The sequence below is a fragment of the Streptomyces sp. NPDC001415 genome, assembly GCF_053597395.1.
In genome coordinates this window covers 148,043-170,218 of sequence record NZ_JBSFIE010000012.1, presented here as the reverse complement: position 1 = coordinate 170,218, position 22,176 = coordinate 148,043, and the positions used below count along the sequence as shown (strand labels likewise).

Here is a 22,176-nt window from a genome sequence, read left to right as displayed (position 1 = left end):
GGCTGCTGGGAGGAGGAGGCGGTCGTGCGCGGGAACGGTGTGCTGCGCAACCGAGGCCCGTGTCTCACTGTCCGGAGTACGGATGCCACCGTAGATTTCGTCGGCGGTGAGGGTCTTGTTGCCGGACGGGCATAGAGAGCAGGTGTCGGGATGGATTCAGGAGATACGCGGGAGCGCGCTGCGGCTCCGGCCCTGCGGTGTCTGGTGACCGGTGCGACGGGGTACGTCGGCGGCCGGCTGGTGCCCTCGCTGCTTGAGGCCGGCTACCAAGTGCGCTGCCTGGCTCGGTCTCCCGAAAAGCTGCGCGACCATCCGTGGGTCGGACGGGTGGAGGTTGTCCGGGGCGACGTCACCGACACGGCTTCCGTGGTCGACGCGCTGCGCGGCATCGACGTTGCGTATTACCTGGTGCATGCGCTCGGCGCGGGTTCGGGCTTCGAGGAGACCGACCGCAGGGCCGCTCGCGCTTTCGCTGACGCGGCTGCGACGGCCGCAGTACGGCGGATCGTCTACCTGGGCGGGCTCGTCCCCGCCGATGTCCCGGTCGAGGACCTGTCGGTGCACTTGCGTTCACGCGCGGAGGTGGGCGAGATCTTCCTGGCCTCTCCAGTGCCGGCCACGGTGCTGCGCGCCGCCGTCGTCATCGGCTCAGGCTCGGCCTCGTTCGAGATGCTCCGGTACCTGACTGAACGCCTACCAGTCATGGTCACGCCCAGCTGGGTCAGCAGCCGCATCCAGCCCATCGCCATCCGGGACGCCCTGCGCTATCTGGTCGGCAGCGCCGGCATGCCCCGTGAAGTTAACCGCGCTTTCGACATCGGCGGCCCGGACATCATGACCTACCGCGACATGATGGAACGGTATGCGAAGGTTGCCGGCCTTCCGCACCGGTTGATCCTTCCGGTGCCCATGCTCACGCCCAGGCTCTCCAGCCACTGGATCGGCCTGGTAACCCCGGTGCCCCCGTCGATCGCCAGGCCCCTCGCAGAGTCGCTACGGCACGAAGTGGTCTGCGACGAGCACGACATCGCGCGATATGTGCCGGACATGCAGGGGGCTCCGCTCGGTTTCGATGAGGCGCTCGGACTCGCCCTCAAGCGAGTCCGTGAGGCCCAGGTCGTCACACGCTGGTCCAATGCCTCCGTACCCGGCGCGCCCAGCGATCCCTTGCCCACCGACCCCGAGTGGGCAGGTGGCAGTCTGTACACCGACATCCGCCAGCGCACCGTCGATGCGTCCACAGGCGCCCTGTGGCGAGTGGTGGAGGGGATTGGCGGGGACCACGGCTGGTACTCCTTCCCGCTGGCCTGGGCGTTGCGCGGCTGGTTCGACCGGATGGTCGGGGGAGTGGGCCTCAGACGCGGCCGCCGCGACGCGCACCGGTTGCGCGTCGGCGATTCGCTGGACTTCTGGCGAGTCGAAGAGATCGTTCCCGGTCAGCTGCTGCGCCTGCGCGCGGAGATGAGGCTGCCCGGTCTCGCATGGCTGGAGATGACTGCACAACGCGATGAGCACGGACGGACCCGGTACCGCCAAAGGGCGATCTTCCACCCACGTGGACTGCTCGGCCACGCCTACTGGTGGAGCATCTCTCCGTTCCACGCCGTCGTATTCGGCGGAATGGCCCGCAACGTGGCGAAAGCCGCCGAGGCGGATGCCGGTCTTCCTGCAGAGACGTCGCACCGCCGCACCTGAACCACGTCCCGATGGAGCGGGCTGTGACGCTGTGGCGGCAGGTCCTGGCCGCGCTCAACGGCCGCACCCTCGACGCCGCCGAACGCGCAGCCATCTTGCCCGGGGTGCCGCCGAGCTCGCCGTCCGCCGCGCGCCCGAGGGACGGCAGGCCCTCCCGAGGACGTCATGGACGTCGCCCGCGAGGGGTTCGCCCTGCCGCGGAACGCCGGCCAGGCCCGCGCCCCCCTGCGTCAACGCGGCCCCGCCCGTCCGCGCCCCGGGCGGGAGCCGATCTTCACCGCGCTCGCCCGGCAGCGGGAGAGTGACAGCCGTCTGGTGCTGGGCCGAGCGGATGAGGACTGGACGATCCTCACCCGCCAATACCCCTGACCGCCCGGTGCGGGCACGGCCCCCACTGCCCCGCCCCTCCGGGAGCCCGCGGACGCCCGTCGATGCCGTGCTCTTGGGCTGCCGGACCGGCACACCGTGGTTGGGGCCGCCGATCCGGCAGCCCCACCAGCCACTTCGTGCAGCGGCTCCGAGGCGAAGTCCCGCTGCCCCTCGGCCACCGGGATACGGGCCTGCGAGTGCCCGCCCCGAGCACCGTCGATTCGACTCCCGTCCCGAAGAGATCGCTGATGTCGACGCCCCGGACATGGCCGACAAGGTCAACACGAGTTGGTACCGGATGGCTACGGAATAGGGACTCTTCGACGAGGAGCGCGAGTTTCTCCTCGGTATCGAGTGTCTCGCCTCCCAGCCGTCGGCGTTGCCGTACTGCTTTGGCAATAGCCAGAATTCTGGGGGGAGTTGGGTGTTGGGGCGGACCCTCTTGTCATACGGTGGACGTGCACATGATCTCGTCTGGCCATCTGCGGAAAGAGGACGGCGTTCGGGACGTGGCGCGAACAACGGGTGCTGGTCACCAACTCGGACGCACTAGTTGGGCACTTCGGGGAGTCGCTCGCGACGGTCTCACCGCCATGGCTGTTGGAGGATGACTGGTGACGCGCCCCAGCAGGCCGATCCGCCGTTCAGTGACCTGCCCTTTGTCAGCCGTTGATTCATCGCTGCCCATCGGTCGGATGAAGGGCCGCGCCCTCACCCCGCCTCAAGAAGTCGGCATCCGGAACGCCGTGTATCGCAGGTACCGCACATATCGCCTGTGCCGATCGCGGCAAGCCGCCGCAGGCCGACCGGACGCGGTGGGCGTATGACCGACCGGCCGGCGCCCGCAGTGCTGCCCTCGTCGCTGCGTGCGCCGCTCGGGCTGATCGCGGCGCTCGCCGCGTTGGTGGTCGTCGTGATCGGAATTCTGTACGCCGGCGACGGCGAGCCGGGCGCGGTGGACAGGTGGATCATCCGGCCGACGGCCGACAGTGTGCGGCCACCGTGGCGGTACGTCGCTCTGGCCATGGACTTCTTGGGGGAACCCGCCGGATCGTCGATGCTGGTGGTGGCCGTCGTGACGGGCTGCCTGCTGCGTCGGCGTCCACGCGCAGCCGCGTTCGTCGTTGCCGGGGTCGGCATCACCGTGGTGGCGGCGACGCTGCTCAAGTACCTGGTGGGGCGCACCATCCACGGCGACGACAACCTGTCCTACCCCAGCGGGCACACCGCCTTCGCCACCGCGCTCGCCCTCGTGCTGGCGCTGCTGGCGACCGGTCGGCTCGGCCTCGGCAGGACGGCCGGCGCGTTACTCGTGCTCGCCGCGGCGCTGGTTGCCGGCGCCGCCATGGGCTGGGCGCAGGTCGCCCTGGGCGCGCACTACCCGACCGACGTCCTCGGCGGCTGGTGCACCGCGCTGGCGGTGATACCGGCGACCGCGTGGCTGGTCGACCGGGCGGCCGACGCCGGTCGACGGGAGCGCCGCTGACACCACGTCACATCACGCCAGGCGGCGGAACACGGGCTTCACCGGCCGTCCGCCCAGCCAGGGCGTCGGATCGCCGGCGTCCAGTGCCTTCCGGTACACCGCACATGCCTGGGCCACCACGTCGACGGTGCGGTCGATGTCGGTGTCGCTGAGCGCGCTGCTCACCACGAACGACGGGGCCAGCACTCCGCCCGCGAGCAGCCGCCGCATGAACAGGGTGCGGTACCGCTGCGACGGTTGCAGGTTCCCGTCCAGGGTGGCGAAGACCAGGTTGCTGGCCCGGCCCCGGACGACGACGTGGTCGCCGACGCCCATGCCGGCCGCGGCCTCACGGACACCGGCGGCCAACCGCTCGCCGAGCGCGTGCAGTTGCGCGGTGATGCCCTCATCGACGTACGTGGTGAGCACGGCCATCGCGGCGGCCAGCGAGTGCGTTTCCGCGCCGTGCGTCGTGGACAGCAGGAACACCCGGTCGCCGGAGTGGCGAAGCCCGCCGTGCTCCATCAGGTCCCGGCGCCCGGTCAGGGCGGAGACGGCGAATCCGTTGCCCAGCGCCTTGCCGAACGTGGAGAGGTCGGGGACGACGCCGTACAGACCCTGGGCGCCCGCCTCCGACCAGCGCAGGCCGGTGATCATCTCGTCGAAGATCAGCACGCAGCCGTACCGGTCGGCCAGTTCGCGCAGGCCGGACAGGTACCCGCGAGGGGGCTCGACATGACCGGCGGGTTCGAGGATCAGGCAGGCGATCTCGTCCTCGTATCGGGTCAGGAGCTCCTCCGTCGCGGCCAGGTCCCCGTACGGGAAGGCCACGGTGAGCTCGGTGGTCGCTGCCGGAATACCGGCGGACATTGGCGTCGTACCGATGAACCAGTCGTCGACCGAGAAGAACGGGTGGTCAGCGCAGATGGCCACCCTCGGGCGTCCGGTGGCGGCGCGGGCGAGGCGCACCGCGGCGGTGGTGACGTCGGAGCCGTTCTTCGCGAACTTCACCATCTCGGCGGTCGGCACGGTGGCCAGGAAGCGTTCCGCGGCCTCGACTTCGACGATGGACGGCCGTACGAAGTTGCTGCCGCGGTCGAGTTCGTGGCGCACCGCCTCCAGCACTCGCGGGTGCGCGTGGCCGAGGCTGACCGACCGCAGGCCGGAGCCGTATTCGATGTAGCGGTTGCCGTCGATGTCCCACACATGGGCGCCGCGGCCGTGGCTGATGACCGGGGCCAGGTTCTCGGGATACTGGTCGTCGCCCTTGGCGTAGGTGTGCGCGCCCCCGGGGATCAGGGCGTGCAGCCGCTCGTTCGCCGCCCGCGACCGGGACAGGCTGAACTCTTCGGTGTCCACGGTGACTTCAGCTCTCCTTCTGCTTCAGGGCCTCGGCGAGGCTCGGCGCCTTCCGGTCCCGCTCGGACATCAACGCGGGCGGCAGCGGCCAGGGGATCGCGAGCTCCGGGTCGTCGAAGGCGATCGTCACGTCCTCAGCCGGGTCGTGCGGCCGGTCGATCCGGTACGAGGTGTCGGCGGTTTCGGTCAGCGCCTGGAAGCCGTGCGCGCACCCCGCCGGGATGTACAGGGTCACCTGCGTCTCGCCGGACAGCTCGAAGAAGGCCTGGTTGCGGTAGGTCGGGGAGCCGGGCCGCAGATCCACGACGACGTCGAAGATCTTCCCGTGCGAGCACCGGACGAGCTTCGCCTCGCCGGCGCCGGAGCGCAGGTGCAGTCCGCGCAGCACGCCCCGGACCGAGCGGGACACGCTGTCCTGCACGAAGGCGTTCGGGTCGAGACCCACCGCGCGCACCACCTCCGCGTCGAAGGTGCGGCAGAAGAAGCCGCGCTCGTCGGCGTACGGTGTCGGCTCGAACAGGTACGCCCCGTCGATCTCCGGGACTTCGGTCGCTTTCATGAGGTCTCCCGCAGGGCGTCGGCAGGGGGTTGGGCGTGTGCGGCCGCCGGGAAGAGGGCCGCGGTCAAGGCGGTGAATTGGTGGGCGAGTTGCCGCGCGACGGTCAGGTTCCGCTCGGCGAGCGTCTGCCGGACCGCGGCCGACCGGCGCTCCAACGCCCGGAATTGGCACAGTAGTTGATCGACGTCGACCTCACGGGCCGGATGGCAGTACGCGACAATGCCCATCCTCTCCATGAGCGCGTCACTCTTCGCCGCGTAACTGAGGGCGAGCGTCGGCACGCCGACCTTCAGCGCGCAGATCAGGTTGTGGTACCGGGTCGCCACGACCGTGTCGGCGGCCGCCATCTCCTTCATCAGGTCGGCAAGCGAGGCCGCCTCGGCGGCGGTGACCAGCGGCGAGTCGACCGCGTCGAGGATCGCCGTGACCACGGGTGCGTCGCACTCGTCTCCGGTGACCAGCCGGACCGGCCTGCCGTCCTCGACCAGCGTGCGGACAAACCGGATGGTGCCGTCGAGGTAGCGTCGGTGGATCTCCTCGGCCCGCGCTCGGTCGTCGTCACCGCCGTGGAAGTCCATGACGCCGACACAGACCGGGCCCGATGGATCCGAGGGCGGGCTCGCCTGCGGTGCCGGCAGGGAGAAGGCGAGGTCCGGACAGACCGCGTCCCGTGCGGTGTTCACGCCCATCGTCCGCATGGCGTCGCGGGACAGGTCGTCACGGTACGACCGGTACGTGGCAAGGCGCGCCGACCAGCGCACCAGGGCCCGGGTCGACCGGTTGCGGATCGCGTCGGCGCCGACCCCGACCAGCGCGACCCGGGTGCCGAACAGCCGCCCGGACGCGCAGAGCAGGAACAGCGCGTACGGGAAGCCCCACGGCCGCAGCGGCAGCGTGGCCTCCAGGACGCCCATGCCCGGCACGATCACCACGTCGTGCCGGCGCACCCAGGCGGCGGTGCGGCCGGCGTCGACGAGTTTGCCCAGGCCCTTCGCCGCGATCGCGCCCGCACGCGACGCGGTCCGGTACTCCCCGCGGTACCAGTGCAGCCGCGTCGCCGGGATGTCGTACCGGGCCGCGACGACCTCGGGTCCACCGCACAGCGCGTCCACGACCGCCTCCGGGTGCTCGGCGCGGAGGTAATGGAGCACGGCCTCCAGCGACCCGTCGTTGCCGAGGTTGCCGGAGCCGAGCAGGCCGAACACCCCGACGCGCACGGGCGTCATGCCTGCGTCCCCTCACGGCTCTCCCGCCCGGCGACGAGGGCGTCGACGGAGACGGTGATCCGGCCCGGATCGACCGGGGCGCGGTCCTCGACCCGCTCGCCCGCGCCCGGCCGCACCCGGCTGGTCATCCAGGCGGCCAGGTGCCGGTAGCACGCCCGCCGGTCGGCCGGGGACAACGGCGCCCGCCGGATCGCCGAGGCGAAGCCCCAGACGTACTCGGCGAGCAGCCGGGGTGTCGGGTGAAGCAGGCCTGCCCGGCGCGGGTCCAGGTTGACGCACCGGGAGCGCTTGCCGGGATTCGCCCGCTCGGCGCGGGTGGGATGGTCGCGGCGGAAGTACAACAGCTCCGGCACCTGGTGGAACGGACCGTTCAGGACGATCTCGGCGACGAACGTGCGGTCCGCGTGGTGATAGCTGTCGTGCGGCCGCACCCGGCGCAGCATGTCGGCCCGCATCACCCCGTAGAAGTCGTCGCCACCGGGCTCGAACAGGAAACTGCGGAAGCGCTCCGGCGCGTGCGGCGAGTCGGTGGCGATCCCGTACTCGTACGGGACCTTCACCCGGCCGTCGCCGTCGATGACCGCCTGACCGGAGTGGGCGAGGATCACGTCCGGCCGCTCGTCAAGCGCCTCCACGCAGCGACGCAGCAGGTCACGGGCGTACAGGTCATCGTGCGAAGCCCACTTGAACAGCTCCCCGCGGCACTCGGTGAACACGTAGTTGTGGTTCGGTGCGGCGCCGATGTTCCGGGGCAGCCGGAGGTACCGGATGCGCGAGTCGCGCGCCGCGTACCAGCGGCAGACGACTTGCGTCCCGTCGGTCGAGGCGTTGTCGGAGATGACAAGCTCGAAGTCCTCGTAGGTCTGGCCGAGCAGGGCGTCGAGGGCCTCGGCGAGGTACTCCTCGCCGTTGTACACGGGCAGGCCGATGCTCAGCCGGGGATGGGCGGTCATGGCGTCCTCACTTCGCGGATGGGGTTGCGGTGGCGCTCGCGCAGGGCGGACCGCAGTTGCAGCCACCACGCGGCCGAGCCGCAGACGGTCGCGGCGGCGACGCCCCAGGCCGAGCCGACCGTGCCGGCCACGGCCGCCCCGCCGAGCCCGCCGCCGACATAACAGGCGGAGGCGAACAGTTGGCAGCGCAGGCTGAGCCGGGCCGCGCCGAGCGCGCGCAGCCCGGCCGCAGCGCCCGTGCCGAGGCCGGCGCCCGCGACGCCGAGCACGGCGGGCACGATGAGCCCCGAGGCGGAGCTCCAGACATCGCCGAGTACGAGCTCGCCGAGCCGGTCCGGCATCAGCAGCAGCGCCGCGCCCCAGAGCAGCGCGGCGGCGGCCTGCCCGCCGCCAAGGACGAGGCAGAACGCGCCGAGGCGGTGCGGGGCCCGTCGCAGCACCCGTACCGCCTCCGCGACGGTGACCAGGGACAGCCCCATCAGCACGGCGAGGAAGGGGCCGAGCAGGAGCTCGGCACCCCGGACCGCACCCACCGCGCCGACCCCGACGATCGCACCGAGCCCGTACGCCCGCAGCTGGCTCGCGCCGCTGACGCAGGTGTTCTCGACCAGGTACCGGTAGCCCAGGTCGCGGTGCGTACGCAGCCACTGGCGCGCTCCGGTCACCCGGGGCCGGATACCGGACTGGACGCAGCCGTACACCGCGGCCACGGCGGCGGACCCGCCCCAGGCGAGCACGAAGGCGGCCACGCTGCCCACGCGGGCCGCCACCACCATCGCGGGGACGAGCGTCACGCCCCACACGAGGTCGTTGACGAACGCCTTCCGCCCGATGCCCGCGGCGAAGAACGAGTACCGCCAGGCGTCCTGGAGCAGCAACCCCGGCAGCATGACGCCGAGACAGGCGAACGCGGGCCCCATGCTGCCGCCGAGAGCGAGGCCGGCCACCAGGCACACCGCGCCGATGGCGCCGCCGACCCCGAGCGCGGTACCCGACGACCGGGCCACCGCCCCGCGCCAGGGCGCGTCCGGCACGCCGCTGAAGCGCACCACGAGCGGATCGGTGGCAAGGCCGCGGGAGACGTTCAGCACCACGCCGTACGTCACCCAGGCAAGGCTGAACACGCCGAACGCGGTCACCCCCAGCGAGCGCGCCACGTAGATCCCCACCGCGAAGTTGCTGATGCTGGAGGCCGCCTGGTCGGCCAGCCCCCAGGACAGCCGGCCGGCGAAGGCGCGCCGGGCGGATCCGGCCGGTGCCGACGTCTTCTCCTCCTCGGTGGTCATCGGCGTCATGCCTTGATCAGCCCGGCGGCGCCCAGGGCGTCGGCCGCGCCGGCGACGGTGTCGAACGACAGCCCGGCCCGCTCGGCGACATCAAGCAGACTGTGCTCGCCGTCGGAAAGGCTGAGCACCCAGAGCATGGCCATCTGAGCCTGCTTCGCGTCGCTGCGGCCGCCGAGCGAGTCGTACAACCCGCGTCGGCCCAGCTGCGGTTCCCCGTACGGGCTGAGGTTGACGTACCGCCGGTTGCGGTCGAGGACCGCGAACGCCTCGCGGCACACCGCGAGGGTGTCCGCCATCGCCCCCGGAGAGACGAAGCCCGGGTTGTCGGCCGAGGTGTGGTACTCGGGGTAGCCGGCATACGGGGTCCGGCTGAGCGAGCCCACGCCGAGATCGAACCCGGGGGAGCAGTACTGCCGCTCGTCGTAGCCGTACGGAGTGAACTCGGTGACGCGGTGCGGGCGTTGGGAGGCATCAAGGACGTGCCGCATCACCCGGTCGATCTCCGCGTCGCCGCGCCTGCTCTGTTTGTACGTCAGCCGGCCCGAATCGCCGGCGCAGGCCAGCACGAGCCCGTGCTTCACGCGCTCGATCCGCTCCGCGTTGCGGGCCAGCCAGGTGATCGCCCCGATGGTGCCGGGCGCGTAGATGAACCGGTAGGTGTAGTAAGGGGTCTGCTCCGCCAGCGCGCGGGCCAGGAACGTCGCCACCGCGATGCCTGCCAGGTTGTCGTTGGCCAGCGACGGGTGGCAGGTGTGGCAGGAGACGATCACCTCGTCGGGGACCTGGCCCGGGATCACGTGCTCGGCGTAGGTGAGGTGGCCGTCCGAGAGCGTGGAGTCGATGAGCACCTCGTACTCGCCGTCCGGAAGGGCGTCCAAGGTCGCCTGGGCCAGACAGAACCCCCATTCCGGCTGGTAGTAACTGGTGCGGTACGGAACCCAGTCGGGGTGGTCCGGCAAGGTGTGCAGGTGTGCGCGCAGCTCGGCCAGCGGCATGGTCCTCGACACCGGCACGCTGTAGCCGAGCACGTGCAGGCTGGACGCGGCGAAGTCGATGACCCGGTTGCCCGCGGTGTCGGCGACGTACGCGTCCCGGATGTTCCACTCCTGCGGCACGGTCCAGTCGAGCACCTGCGTCCCGGTCGGCACCTCATGCACCTGGAGCGGGACGTACTCGCCGACGATGTCCAGGGTGGCGCGCACCCCGTCGCCGGTGATGCTGCGGCAGAGCGGGTGCAGCCGCTCCACCAGGGCATGCATCTCCTCGCCGACAGAGGTCATCGGCGCCACCGCAGGGTCTCGTCGACGGCGCCCGCGTCGGACGCCGCGCGCAGCACGGCGAGGCGGGTGAAGCGTCGCTCGAAGTCCTCCCGGTTCAGGCCGAACTTCCGGTAGGCGTCGGCGAGTTCGAGCGCACCCTGCTTCACCGTCCACTCGCAGTCGAAGCCGGGCACCGCGGCACGGAACCGGGAGAAGTCCACCCGGTACGATCGCGGATCGGCACCGGTCTCCCCGGTGATCACCACCTTCGAGCCGGACACCGCCTCGGCGACCTGCTCGGCGATCTCGGCGACCGTGACGTTGTTGACCTCGCTGCCGATGTTGAACGCCCGGTCGTGCACCGCTTCGCGCGGCGCGGTCAGCGCGGCCGTGAAGGCCCGTGCGATGTCGGCGGCGTGCACCAGCGGGCGCCAGGGCGTGCCGTCGGACATCACCAGGACTTCGCCGGACAGGAGCGCGTGGCCCACCAGGTTGTTCAGGACGATGTCGGCACGCAGCCGGGGTGAGAAGCCGAAGGCGGTGGCGTTGCGCATGAACACCGGGCTGAAGTCGCCGTCGGCCAGCGCGTGCAGGTCGTCCTCCACCCGCACCTTCGACTCCGCGTACGGCGTCACCGGGCGCAGCGGGGCGTCCTCGGCCACCAGCTCGTCACCGCCGGCGGCACCGTAGACCGAGCAGGTCGACGCGTACAGGAAGCGCCGCACTCCGGCATCGCGGGCAAGGCGGGCGAGACGTACGGACGCGTGGTGGTTGATGTCGTAGGTGAGCTGCGGCGCCAGCGAACCCAGGGGGTCATTGGAGAGCGCGGCCAGGTGGATCACGGCGTCCACCCCGGCCACGTGGTCGGCCGTGACGTCGCGCAGGTCCACGCGAGGTCCCGCCGGGTCCGCGGGCGCCGGCCCGAGGACACAGTCGGCGAACAGGCCGGCGTCGAGGCCGACGACCTCGTGTCCGGCGGCCATGAGGACCGGGGCCATCACGGTGCCCAGGTAGCCCTGGTGTCCGGTGAGCAGTACGCGCAAAGTTCAGTCCCCCACAGTGGAAGTGCCCAGGTCGAGCGTGAGTTTGGTGACGGCGAACGCCTCGGCGTAGCGCGTGTGGCATTCGATGCCGCGGATCCGGGCAAGGCCGAGGAAGGCCTCCCGGTCGTACCAGGGCCGGTGCCGCTGCGAGGGATAGTGCTCCTGAAGCAGCCGCACCTTCTGTTCGGCGGTCTCCGGTGACAGCGGCTGGTAGGCCGCCGGACGGCCGAGATCGCCGTCCCACTTGACGATCTCGTAACCGAGCACGAGGTGGTCGCGGAACGCGGTGGTCACCAGCTTCGCCAGGCCGCGGTGGTCCTGGTGCGCGTCATCGGTGCGCGGTGCGAGGACCAGGTCCGGCTCGGTCTGCGAGCGGAGTTCCTCGACCGCGGCCTTGGCCTCCTCCCAGTGCGCGGGCATCCGGCCGTCCGGCAACTTCAGTACGGTCAGGCGCAGTTCGGCACCGGGGCAGAAACCCGCGAGCGCCGCCCGCTCCTCGTCCTCCCGCTCGCTGCCGCCGCCGGAGAGCACCAGCGCGTCGACGCGGACACCGGGCCGCGCGAGGCACATCGCAAGGAGCGTGCCGCCGGCGCCGATGGCGATGTCGTCGCAGTGCGCCCCCACCGCGACGATCCGGTCCAGGGGCCCGGCCCCGAGCCGGATCACGCGCGCGCTCCGATGCCGTCGCGCTCCCACACGGCCCACGGCCGGTCGCCGCGGGCGTACGCGTCGTCGAGCGCGGCCCGCTCCTTCACCGTGTCGGTCGGCTTCCAGAAGCCGCGGTGCCGGTGTGCCACAAGGCGGCCCTGCTTGGCCAGTCGGGCGCAGCCGTCGGCCACCAGGTCCCCGTTCTCCGGAATGTGGTCGAAGACCTCCTGGCGGAGCACGAAGTAGCCGCCGTTCTCCCACAGCGGCATGTCGCTCACCGCGGTGATGCCCCCCACCAGGCCGTCCTCGCCCAGGTCCACGCAGTGGAACGACGACTGCGGCGGCACCACCATCATCGACGCACCGGCGTCGCGCCGGGCGAACCGGTCGATCATCTCCGGCAGCGGGGCATCGGTGAGCACGTCCGCGTAGTTGGCGAGGAACATCTCGTCGCCGTCCAGATGGTGCCGCACCCGGCGAAGCCGCTCCCCGATCGGCGACTCGATGCCGGTCTGCGCGAACGTGATCGTCCAGTCGGCTATGTCGGTGGACAGCAACTCGGTCCGACCGCCCCGCAGCACGAAGTCGTTGGACGTCGTCTCCTCGTAGTTGAGGAAGAAGTCCTTGATGTGGTGGGCTCCGTACCCGAGGCACAGGATGAACTCCGTGTGCCCGAAGTACGCGTAGTAGCGCATGACGTGCCAGATCAGCGGCCGCGGGCCGACCATCGCCATCGGCTTGGGCATGTCGTCGGAGGCTCCGCTGCGCATCCGCAACCCATAACCACCGCAGAACAGAACGACTTTCACGGCTTGACCTCGACAATGCTCAGTTCCGGGATGGGGAAGACGAGCCGGCCGCCCCAGTCGTGGATGAAGGACAGCTGCTCGACCAGTTCGGCCCGCAGGTTCCACGGGAGGACGAGTACGTAGTCGGGCTTGTCGGCGGCTATCCGCTCGGGCGGCAGGATCGGGACGCGGGTGCCCGGGGTGAACCTCCCGTGCTTGTAAGGGTTGCGGTCGACCGTGTACGGGAGCAGGTCGGGCCGGATGCCGCAATGGTTGAGCAGGGTGTTGCCCTTGCCCGGGGCGCCGTAGCCGACGACCGTCTCACCGCGCTCGGCCGCATCGATGAGGAACTTCAGGAGGTCCCGGCGCACCTTGGCCACCCGGGCGGAGAACTCGGTGTACCCGGAGAGTTCTTGCAGCCCGGCGGATTTTTCCCGGGCCAGCACGTCGGCCACCTGCTGCGTCGGCTCGCCCGCCACCTCGGTCGGTCGGGCCCACAGCCGGATGGAGCCGCCGTGCGTGGGGAGCAACTCGACGTCTACGAGGGAGAGTCCACCGCTCGCAAGGGCCCGCATCGCGGAAGCGACCGTGTAGTACTGGAAGTGCTCGTGGTAGATCGTGTCGTACTGATTCTCCTCGATCAGGGTCAGCAGGTGCTGCACCTCGATGGAGACCCAGCCGTCGTCGGCGACCAGGGCGCGCAGCCCCCCGGTGAACCCGGCCACGTCGGGGATGTGCGCGTACACGTTGTTCGCCACGACCAGGTCCGCCGGGCCGTGCTCGGCGCGGACGGCCGAGCCGGTCTCCGGGCTCAGGAACTCGGTCAGCGTGGGCACGCCCTTGTCCCGAGCGGCGGCGCCGACGTTCACCGACGGCTCGATGCCGAGGCAGCGGATCCCCCGGTCCACCACGTGCTTCAGCAAGTACCCGTCGTTGCTCGCGACTTCGACCACAAAGGCGTCGGAGCCCTTTGCGTCGAGACCCACCCGCTGTACCGCGTCGGCGACAAACGTGCGCGCGTGCTCCACCCAGGACGTCGAGTACGAGGAGAAGTACGCGTACTCGCTGAACGTCTCCTCCGGGGTGATCAGCGGTGGGATCTGCGCGAGCCAGCAGTCGGTGCAGACCCGCAAGTGCAGCGGGTACGCGGGCTCAGGCTTGTCCAATTGGTCCGCGGCGAGAAAACTCTCGCACGGCGGGGTCGCCCCCAGGTCGACGACGCTCTCCAGCGCCGCCGAGCCGCAGAGTCGGCATCGTGTCATCTACTGCCCCCATCCCTGCTCGCGCGGGTGCCCCGCCGCGAGCCAGCGTTTCCGTTCCCTACCGGCGGCGCGCTGTCCCCGCCGCCGGACCGACCCGCGATCGCGGTGCGGTACCCCTCCACCAGGCGCTCAAGGCCGACGGCCGGGCTGAACCCCTGCTCGTAACGGCGCCGGGCCGCCCGGCCCATCTCCCGGTTGCGGTCCGGCTCGGCCGTGATGCGGCGCAGGCAGGACGCGAGCGAGGCCGCCTCGCCCGGCCGGTGCAGCAGCCCGGTCACCCCGTCCTCGACGAGTTCGACGAAGGCGCCGTGACCGGCGGCAACGGCGGGAACCCCGGCCGCCATCGCCTCCACGACCACCAAGCCGAACGCCTCCAGCCACGTCGAGGGAGCCACCACCGCGACCGACCGCGCGATGGCCTTCTGGCACTGGGCCGTGTCGTACAGGCCGACGTAGCGCACGTCGTCCCGGCCCGCCGCCCAGGCGGTCACCTCGCGCTCCAGCGGCCCCGCGCCCGCGATCACGAGCGGCACGCCCGCCCCACCACCCGCCGCGATTTCGTCCCACGCGGCCATGAGCAGCCGTACGCCCTTGGCCTCCGCGAGCCGGCCGAGGTAGAGCACATGCTCGCCGTCACCTGTTCGGCAAGTGCCCGGCTCCGGCACGAAGTTGTGCTTCACCGCAAGGCGTTCGGCCGGCATGCCGGCCCGCACCAGGACGTCGCGCTGCGCCGCGGAGATGCAGAAGAACCGCTCCACGCCGGACCACCACCGCCGACGGTTGACCGACAGGCTGACCGCGAGCGGCACCGTGGCAAGGCGGGAGTCGCGGTAACAGCCGTGCCGGACGGCGGGCAACGGCGCCGACCCGACGCACTCGGTGCACGGCCGGCCGTCCCGCTGCAGCGTGCCGGGCGGGCAGACCTGGGTGTAGTTGTGCAGCGTGGCGACGGCGGGCACCCCCGCGTCGGCGCAGGCGGCAAGCACCGCCGGCGACAGGAGCGGGAAGACGTTGTGGACGTGCACCACGTCCGGCCGCCCGGCGCGAAGGCGGACGGCGAGTTCCCTGCGGACCGCCGGGTTCCACGGCACCAGCAGTGGCACCGCCGCCTTGCCCGGCAGGGACCGGGCGGCGATGTCGTCGCTGCGCCGCTCGAACACCTCGACCCGGTGGCCGGCCGCGCGCAGCAGCGCCACCTCCTGGTCGACGACCTTGTTCTCCCCGCTCGGCTGCGCCGAGGAGTAGCGGTTGTGCACCACGAGAATGTGCATGCTCAGGTCACCTCCGATCTGCGAGCCCATCGAGGCATGCGTCGTGCGGGGACTTCGGGCGGCGAAGGGGGAGCGGCCGCGGCGGGTGCCGCGAGGAGCGAGGCGGCCACGGCCAGATGCAGCAGATACGGCGAGGCGTCACCGAGCCCGGCCTCGGTGTACGACGCGATCGCGCAGTAACTGACCAGGAAGATCGCGCAGGCCCTCGACAGCGACGGTGGCCGCAGCAACGCGACGCCGGCGAGGACGATGATGACTGCCGCCACCAACCCGATGCCGGTCAGACCCTGCTCGTTGTAGACAGCCAGCCAGCTGTTGTCGATCGGCAGCCCGCCGAACGACTTGTCGCCCAGGCCCACGCCGAACCACTGCTCCAAGGCCGTCCGGGGCGCCGCAAGCAGGGCGTCCCAGACCTTGGCCCGGCCGGTGAGGCTGGAGAAGTTCTCCTGGCTCTGCCCGCGCAGGAACCAGGTTTGCAGCAGGGAGCCGAGCGCCACCGCCGCCACCGCGGCGCCCAGTACCGCCCAGGTGAAGAACCGGCGGGCCGCGGCGCTGGTCAGGACGAGCGAACCGATCGCCAGCGTCAGCCCGATGAACAGGCCGAGCGTGGCCGTCCGGGTATGGGTCAGCGCGAGCAGGATCAGTGACGGCACGATGACCACGGCCGCACTGGTCCTGTCGGTTCGGTGGCCCAGTACGAGCAGCACGGTGAGCCCGATGATCACCGCGGCGTACTGCCCGATCTGCGGCGGCGTGAGCGGCCACAACGCGCCGACAAGCCGGCCGCCGTAGAGGCCGGGCATGGCCGCGCCCGGGGAGACGACCAGACCGGCGGCCACCGACCCGAGCACCGCGAAGTACATCCGGATGTGGTGCCGGACGAACGTCGGACCGCCGTCCCACCAGCGGCTGAGCAGCCACAGCGTGCCGATGAAGAGGGCCAGCCGGGTGCACCGGAACAGCGCGCCGAACCCGGACTCCAGGTGCGCACTGGAGATCACGCTCGGCACCAGCAGCAGCGTGAGCAGGAACAAGAAGGCGCTGGCTCGGATACGCAGCCGGAGATTGAGTGCGAGCGCCAGAGCGAACGCGCCGACCAGTGAACCCATGGTGACCAACTGGATGAGGGAGCGGGGCAGCGGGACGATGGTCTGCGCCCCGGCTGAACCGAGCGTGTTGAGGATCAGCAGCCCCCAGACGATGCCGACGGCCCTGGGTGGGCCGACCCGGTGCGGTTCGGTCCCGGACCGCGTGCCCGGCGTGTCCGCTCCGCCCGGCAGCCCACCGTGCATCGGGTTCCCGGCCATCTCAACCACCGGCCCGCGGGGCGAGGGTGCTGCCCGCGTCCTGCTGGTACGGCGCGCCCTGCCACTGTCCGAAGTCGAGCACCCGGCTCGGGTCGTGGGCGACGAATTTCCACGGTCCGACGTAGACGTTGTCGTGCCAGCGGTTGCTCTGTTTGAGGGTGATCGCCTCAGCCACCCGTTCGCCCTGGTACGGCGACCAGTCGGGGTAGGTGCCGTAGTTGGCAAGCACCGCCATGCGGTCACACTTCTCCGCGCACTTGACGACGGACGGGTCAAGGACGAAGCGGTTGTCGTGGATGTCCACCCGCTGGCTCTTCCACCGGCAGTCGGTGTACAGGGGTGCGGCGGCGATCGCGGGCTTCGCGCAGCGGTCGGACTTCGGCACCAGCAGCGTGCAGTCGCCGGAGGATGTGTTGGCCGGACTGTTGCAGAACCGGTCCGCGTTCTCCCACAGCGTGATCCCGGACCAGTTGTTCTCCAGGACGTTCCGGGAGATCTCGATCTTGTCCGTGCGGGCTTTGATCCTAGGCTCGCCGCCGGACTCCGACACGTACACGGCCGGATAAGGGAAGGTGTCGCCACGGTCGGCGTACTTGCGGCCCTCGACCCAGTTGTTCCGCAGGACCGTGTTGTTCCGGATGACCGCGTTGTAGCTGGTCTCGTAGATCAGCGCGGCACCGTCGTTGGCCTCAAGCACGTTGTTCTCGATGAGGAAGTCGTTGTTGTTGGTGTCCGCCCACAACCCCGTTCCATGGTTGTCGTGCACCCAATTGCCGCGTACGTCCGCGCCGTTGACGGCCCAGAACTTGACGCCTCCGGTGCAGCCGCATCCCGGCTTCCGCCGCTCCCAGTCGTCGGTGTTGTTGGCCGCGATCTCGTTGCCCTCGACCACCAGGCCGGTGAGGGGGGCACCGGCCTTGTACGCGTTCATGCCGTACTGGCCGTTGCCGCGCAGGCAACTGGCGCGGACCTGCTGGCGGGCACCGGCCATGAGCCCGGCGCCGGAGTTGTCCTGGATCGTCGCGTGCTCGATCACCCACCCGTCGGCCGATTCGTGGTTGACCACGCCCTCGTCCGCAGGCGCGACAAATCCCTGCACGGTCAGATAGCGGATGGTGACGTTGCGGGCGGCGCCGCCGAACGCGTACTGGTTGGTCTTCCGGCCGTCCAGTACCGCCCCCGGCGCACCGAGGTAGCTGTCCCCTTCCTTGGGGATGACCTGGGCGTAGCGGTCCGGTTCGAGCGTGTGCTTGCCCGGGCGGAGCCAGAACGTGGTGTTCGGGGGGCTGCTCTTGGTCTTCGCCGCCAGGTCACCGACCACCGCGGGGTCGACCGTCACCGTACCCGCCGGCGCCGTTGTCGGCCCGGTCGCGGGCTTGGCGCACACCCGGGCCGCGGTCGTGGACGGCGCGCCGGACGCGGATGGCGTACGGGTCGGCTCCGCCGGGGCGTCCGACGTGCTCGTACAGCCGGTCGCCGCCAGCAGGACCAGCACCGGCGGTGCCGCCGCCAACGCCCAGTGCCGCCTTGTGATCCCCACGCGCCCCCCTAGCCGTGGAACCTGAGTACGGTGATGAACTCCTCCGCGCCGTCGGCGAAACCGGTGCCGACCAGCGTGGTGGTGGGTTCCTTGCGCCCGAATCCGGGGGAGTACCAGCCCAGCGGAGGGTCACTCTCGCCGCGGTGCGCCCGCCAGCTCAGCTGCCCGGGCAGGTCGAGCACCGCGGAGCGGTCCTCGCCGTCCCGGGTCCAGGTGAGCTGTGCCCGGTTCCCCACCAGGTCCGCGGTGATCGTCGGGCCGAGGTGGAACGCCAGGCGCATGTCCCGGCGCGGGCCGCGCACGTCGTCGACCACCCTCAACTCCCGGGTAGAGGCCGTCAGTTCCACCCGGCGGCGGTGCACGGAAGGCTGGTAACCGTCGTGCTCGGCACACCAGCGGGCCACGCCCTCATCGGATGCGTCCGCGACCAGGACGCGGCTGCGGGCATGCCGGGTCCACAGGAACGGGCCGCCGGAGACGGACTGGTCAGCGCCGTCCAATTGCAGGGTGTTGTGGCCCAGCGTCGACCGGAAGTACCGTCGCCACTCGGGCTGCCCGTGGTAGCAGTACGTCCCCGGGTCGGCGAGCACGTCGACCCCGTCGTGCCGCACCTCCACGGACAGCGCGTCCGCGTGGGCATGCGCGGCGATGGACAGGAAGCCGTGCGGACCACCGTCGCAGCGGCACCAGATCCCTCCTGGACCGCGCAGGACGGTCATGCCCGCGTCGGCGAAGTGGGCCGGCCGGCTTGCCGGGCGGGCGACGGACGGTGCGGTTCCGTTCTTCGGGTACGGGCGGATGAGCGCGGCAAGGAGCGGCGTGCGTACATCGGTGCCGGTCACCTCGGGCCACCAGGCGAGCCGGCCGAACACGGCGTCCCCGGTGGCCAGGAGCGAGCCCCAGCGGTCGGTGCCCGTGCCGTCCACGACCAGCCCGTGCCCTTCGTCCGCGTCCCCTTGACGCGGTGGCCGTAACCGGTTGTCCACGACGGCCGCGAGCGCGTCGGTCATCCGCAGCAGCACCAGCCGGATGGACGCGGGGACCGGCACGCCGGCGGCATCCGCCTCGGCCACCGCGGCCAGGCCGAGCTCAAGCACAAGTCCGTGATATTCGGTGGCCAGCTCGCGATTGAGGCCGGATGCGAAGGTGTTGGCGCGCAGGTGCCGCTCCAGTGACCGCAGCGCGCCGAACCGCCAGCGCGCCGATGAGGGGAACCATCCGAACGCGCAGGCCGCTGCGAACTGTCCGGCGGTCTCCGCGATGACGTGGTTGTTCGCCGAGGACCCCCGGCTGGGGAAGGCGGCCAGCCAGCGCTGGTGGTGCCAGATCTGGTTCACCGCCACCGGGTTGCCCTCGAAAAGCCCGGCCGCGCCCGGCCAGCCGTCGAGCAGTCGGCGGACCCACACCCAGGAAAGCAGCCGGATGCCCAGCTCGATGCCGCTGATCCAGTGCACTCCGCGCAGCGGTGGGTTGGCCGCCCACCACGACCGCAGGTGCTCGGCCACGCGCTCGGCGTACCGCTCGTCCCCGCCGATCGCGTAGGCGGCGGCGAGCACGGTGAGGTACTGATGCCTGGACGGCTCCCAGATCTGCTTGATGTCCCCGACCGCGTCCTCGTCGCGGTACGGCACGTCGAAGGCGTAACCGGACGGAGCCCGGCGCCCGGTCTTCGGGTCGTACCACCAGTCCGGGTCGGCCAGGTCGTCGCGGACCACCCCGAAGTACTCGGCGTGCCCGCCCATCAGCCGGTCCGCCTCGGCGACGAGGCGTTTCGCGGCGTCCGGAGGTATCGCGGCGAGCGTCCCGGCGGGCAGTACCGCCGTGAACCGGGCGCCGGTCACGCGCGGACCCTCCGGAAGCGCCGACCGCCACCGCCGCCTGCGCACCGCGTCGCCCACCCGGCCGCCGACCTCCCGCGGCCCCATCCGGGAAAGCCGCCGCAGGTACCAGCCCGGACTCCCCGAGATCACAGTCATCGAGCCCTCGCCAACGTCACTGGTGCACCACCGGCCAGGCCGGCCTGCACGGCGAGGGTGACCGACGTGGTGGCGACGAGGGATTCCAGCGGCACGGGCATCGGCCCGCCGGTCCGCACGGCCTTGATGAACGCGGCCAGCTCGGCGTTCTGCCCCTTGTCCCGACCCTTGGGCAGCCGCGAACTGACCCACTTCTTCGGCCCGTACACCGAGGCCCGTACGAAGTCGTCGAGCCGCAGCACCTTGCCGTCCGCTACCAGGTCAAGGGTCTCCTTGGGGAAGCCGGCCGAGCCGGTGGTGACGTAACTGATGGTGGCGGTGGACCCGTCCGGGTAGCGCAGCACGACTTGAAGGTCCTCGTTGCCGGGCGTGGCGACCGCGTACACCGAGACCGGGTCGGCTCCGAGCAGCCAGCTCGCCGTGTCGACGAAGTGCCCGCCCTCGCCGGCGAACCGCGAACCCTCGGTGCCCTGTTGGAGGTACCAGCTGCCGTGCTGCAGGCGGCCCGCGTTGACCAGGTAGCGCAGGCTCGCCGGACCGGTCCGGGCGCCGAACCGCTTCCTGGCCTCCTGCAGCAGCGGTGCGAAGCGGCGGTTGAAGCCCACCTGGATCCGGTCGTTGCCGGACTCCTCCACCGCCGCGAGCACGCCGGCCAGTTCGTCCTCGGTGAGGGCCAGGGGCTTCTCCACGAACACCGTCTTGCCGGCGAGGAGTGCCCTGCGGGTCAGTTCGGCGTGCGAGCTGTGCCGGGTGACCACGAACACCGCGTCGATGGACTTGTCGGCGAGCACGGCGTCGAGATCGGTGGTCGCCTCGGCGAAGCCGAACTTCCGCTTCGCGTTGGCCGCGGACAGCGCCGTCGTGGTGACGACGGTGGACAACTCGACGCCGTCGCGCTGTGTCAGGTGCGGCAGCAGCATCGACGTGGCGTAGTTCCCCGCGCCGACGAACGCCAGGCGTACCGGCGTCCTGGCAGCACGGGCCGGACTCCGCTGCACGTTCACCGGGGGAACGGCCACCGCCGGAGCCTCGGCTTCCACCGCGTGTCCGGGATAGCGGAACAGCACCGCGACGGCCTTCAGGCCGCCGTCCTTCAGGCGCCGGTACGTCTCGACGGCGTCGTCGAACTCGGCGATGTGGGAGACCAGGGGCTCCACGTCGACGCGGCCGCGGGCGAGGAGATCGAGGAAGCACGCCAGGTTGCGGCGCTCGGTCCAGCGGACGTAGCCGATCGGATAGTCCCGCCCGTCGAGCTCGTACTCCGGGTCGTAGCGCCCAGGGCCGTACGAGCGCGAGAACCGGACGTCGAGTTCCTTCTCGTAGTACGCGTTCCACGGCAGGTCCAGGCGGCACTTGCCGATGTCGACGACCCGGCCACGGTCCCGGCAGAGCCGGGCGGCCAGCTCGACGGGCTGGTTGCTGCCGCCGCCGGCGGCCAGGTACACCTGGTCCACGCCGTGCCCGCCGGTGAGTTCGGCGACGGCGGCCTCCACGGCCGGGGACGCGGGATCGCCGCAGGCCGCGGCGCCCAGGCGCTCGGCGAGCTCGCAGCGCACCGGGTCGGGGTCGGCCCCGACGACGCGGACCCCCGAGGCGGAGAGGAGCTGCACCACCAGCTGCCCGATCAGACCGAGCCCGATGACCAGGGCCACGTCGCCGAGTTGCGGCTCGCCGCGGCGCACACCCTGCATGGCGATCGACCCGACGGTGCCGAAGGACGCGTGGCGCGGCGCGAGGCCGTCCGGTACGGGGGTGTAGAGGTTCTTCGGCACCCAGTTCAGCTCGGCGTGCAACGCGTGCTCATTGCCGGCGCAGGCCACCAGGTCGCCGACCTTGACGTCGTCGATCCCGGCGCCGACCTGCTCGACCACCCCGCACAGCGAGTAGCCCAGCGGCGTGTACGAGTCCAGCTTGCCCATCACCTTGCGGTAGGTGGCGGGCACTCCGTTGGTGGCCACGCTCTGCATGACCTTGGCCACCTGGTCCGGCCGGGAGCGGGCCTTGCCCAGCATCGACATGCCGGCCTCGGACACCTTCATGAGCTCGGTACCGGTGGATATCAGCGAGTAGGCGCTGCGGACCAGGACACCGCCCGGCTTGCACCCCGGCTCCGGCACGTCGAGCACCGCCAGCTCGCCGCTCTTGTAGTTCTGCACGACCTGTTTCACCC

Annotated in this window: 18 protein-coding genes; 3 read left to right on the top strand and 15 right to left on the bottom strand. The window is 71.2% G+C overall.

Going from position 1 to position 22,176, the window contains the following annotated elements; all coding sequences use genetic code 11:
• Positions 1-150: 150 nt before the first annotated feature.
• From ACWC2B_RS18870 to ACWC2B_RS18860, 3 genes are all read left to right on the top strand, one after another.
• Positions 151-1,695, top strand: coding sequence for an SDR family oxidoreductase (locus ACWC2B_RS18870; RefSeq protein WP_450717871.1), 1,545 nt, complete (start codon positions 151-153; stop codon positions 1,693-1,695).
• A gap of 165 nt (positions 1,696-1,860) precedes the next feature.
• Entirely contained in the window at positions 1,861-2,064 is a 204-nt protein-coding gene (locus ACWC2B_RS18865; protein WP_450717869.1) for a hypothetical protein, read from the top strand.
• Between the two features lie 823 nt (positions 2,065-2,887).
• Positions 2,888-3,550 (top strand): phosphatase PAP2 family protein, encoded by a 663-nt coding sequence (locus ACWC2B_RS18860; protein WP_450717867.1) that lies wholly within the window; start codon positions 2,888-2,890, stop codon positions 3,548-3,550.
• Between the two features lie 12 nt (positions 3,551-3,562).
• On the opposite strand, the gene ACWC2B_RS18855 is transcribed toward ACWC2B_RS18860, so the two are convergent.
• From ACWC2B_RS18855 to ACWC2B_RS18785, 15 genes are read right to left on the bottom strand one after another with little or no spacing between them, the layout of a single operon-like run.
• Complete coding sequence (locus ACWC2B_RS18855; protein ID WP_450717865.1) at positions 3,563-4,888, bottom strand: glutamate-1-semialdehyde 2,1-aminomutase; 1,326 nt, start codon at positions 4,886-4,888, stop codon at positions 3,563-3,565.
• 7 nt (positions 4,889-4,895) lie between these two features.
• On the bottom strand, positions 4,896-5,447 hold the full coding sequence (rfbC, locus tag ACWC2B_RS18850) for a dTDP-4-dehydrorhamnose 3,5-epimerase (protein WP_450717863.1): 552 nt from the start codon (positions 5,445-5,447) through the stop codon (positions 4,896-4,898).
• Positions 5,444-6,673 (bottom strand): polysaccharide pyruvyl transferase family protein, encoded by a 1,230-nt coding sequence (locus ACWC2B_RS18845; RefSeq protein WP_450717861.1) that lies wholly within the window; start codon positions 6,671-6,673, stop codon positions 5,444-5,446. The genes rfbC and ACWC2B_RS18845 overlap by 4 nt, the downstream gene beginning before the upstream one ends.
• Complete coding sequence (locus tag ACWC2B_RS18840; RefSeq protein WP_450717859.1) at positions 6,670-7,626, bottom strand: glycosyltransferase family 2 protein; 957 nt, start codon at positions 7,624-7,626, stop codon at positions 6,670-6,672. Before ACWC2B_RS18840 ends, ACWC2B_RS18845 begins: the two co-directional genes overlap by 4 nt.
• Complete coding sequence (locus ACWC2B_RS18835) at positions 7,623-8,912, bottom strand: hypothetical protein (protein WP_450717959.1); 1,290 nt, start codon at positions 8,910-8,912, stop codon at positions 7,623-7,625. Before ACWC2B_RS18835 ends, ACWC2B_RS18840 begins: the two co-directional genes overlap by 4 nt.
• Before the next feature lie 5 nt (positions 8,913-8,917).
• The gene (locus ACWC2B_RS18830) at positions 8,918-10,192 is read right to left on the bottom strand and encodes a DUF4910 domain-containing protein (RefSeq protein WP_450717857.1); all 1,275 of its coding nucleotides are present in this window, start codon (positions 10,190-10,192) and stop codon (positions 8,918-8,920) included.
• Entirely contained in the window at positions 10,189-11,214 is a 1,026-nt protein-coding gene (locus ACWC2B_RS18825) for an NAD-dependent epimerase/dehydratase family protein (protein ID WP_450717855.1), read from the bottom strand. The genes ACWC2B_RS18830 and ACWC2B_RS18825 overlap by 4 nt, the downstream gene beginning before the upstream one ends.
• 3 nt (positions 11,215-11,217) lie before the next feature.
• Positions 11,218-11,880, bottom strand: a complete 663-nt coding sequence (locus ACWC2B_RS18820; protein ID WP_450717853.1) for a PIG-L deacetylase family protein — start codon at positions 11,878-11,880, stop codon at positions 11,218-11,220.
• Complete coding sequence (locus ACWC2B_RS18815) at positions 11,877-12,671, bottom strand: glucose-1-phosphate cytidylyltransferase (protein ID WP_450717851.1); 795 nt, start codon at positions 12,669-12,671, stop codon at positions 11,877-11,879. Before ACWC2B_RS18815 ends, ACWC2B_RS18820 begins: the two co-directional genes overlap by 4 nt.
• Entirely contained in the window at positions 12,668-13,912 is a 1,245-nt protein-coding gene (locus ACWC2B_RS18810) for a class I SAM-dependent methyltransferase (RefSeq protein WP_450717849.1), read from the bottom strand. Before ACWC2B_RS18810 ends, ACWC2B_RS18815 begins: the two co-directional genes overlap by 4 nt.
• Positions 13,909-15,183, bottom strand: a complete 1,275-nt coding sequence (locus ACWC2B_RS18805; protein WP_450717847.1) for a glycosyltransferase — start codon at positions 15,181-15,183, stop codon at positions 13,909-13,911. Before ACWC2B_RS18805 ends, ACWC2B_RS18810 begins: the two co-directional genes overlap by 4 nt.
• Before the next feature lie 2 nt (positions 15,184-15,185).
• Positions 15,186-16,490 (bottom strand): O-antigen ligase domain-containing protein, encoded by a 1,305-nt coding sequence (locus ACWC2B_RS18800; protein WP_450717845.1) that lies wholly within the window; start codon positions 16,488-16,490, stop codon positions 15,186-15,188.
• A gap of 1 nt (position 16,491) precedes the next feature.
• Entirely contained in the window at positions 16,492-18,030 is a 1,539-nt protein-coding gene (locus tag ACWC2B_RS18795; RefSeq protein WP_450717843.1) for a right-handed parallel beta-helix repeat-containing protein, read from the bottom strand.
• Positions 18,031-18,038: 8 nt separating this feature from the next.
• Positions 18,039-20,006: an alginate lyase family protein gene (locus tag ACWC2B_RS18790; RefSeq protein ID WP_450717841.1), complete on the bottom strand. Its 1,968-nt coding sequence runs from the start codon at positions 20,004-20,006 to the stop codon at positions 18,039-18,041.
• The gene (locus ACWC2B_RS18785; RefSeq protein WP_450717839.1) at positions 20,003-22,174 is read right to left on the bottom strand and encodes a bi-domain-containing oxidoreductase; all 2,172 of its coding nucleotides are present in this window, start codon (positions 22,172-22,174) and stop codon (positions 20,003-20,005) included. Before ACWC2B_RS18785 ends, ACWC2B_RS18790 begins: the two co-directional genes overlap by 4 nt.
• Positions 22,175-22,176 lie beyond the last annotated feature (2 nt).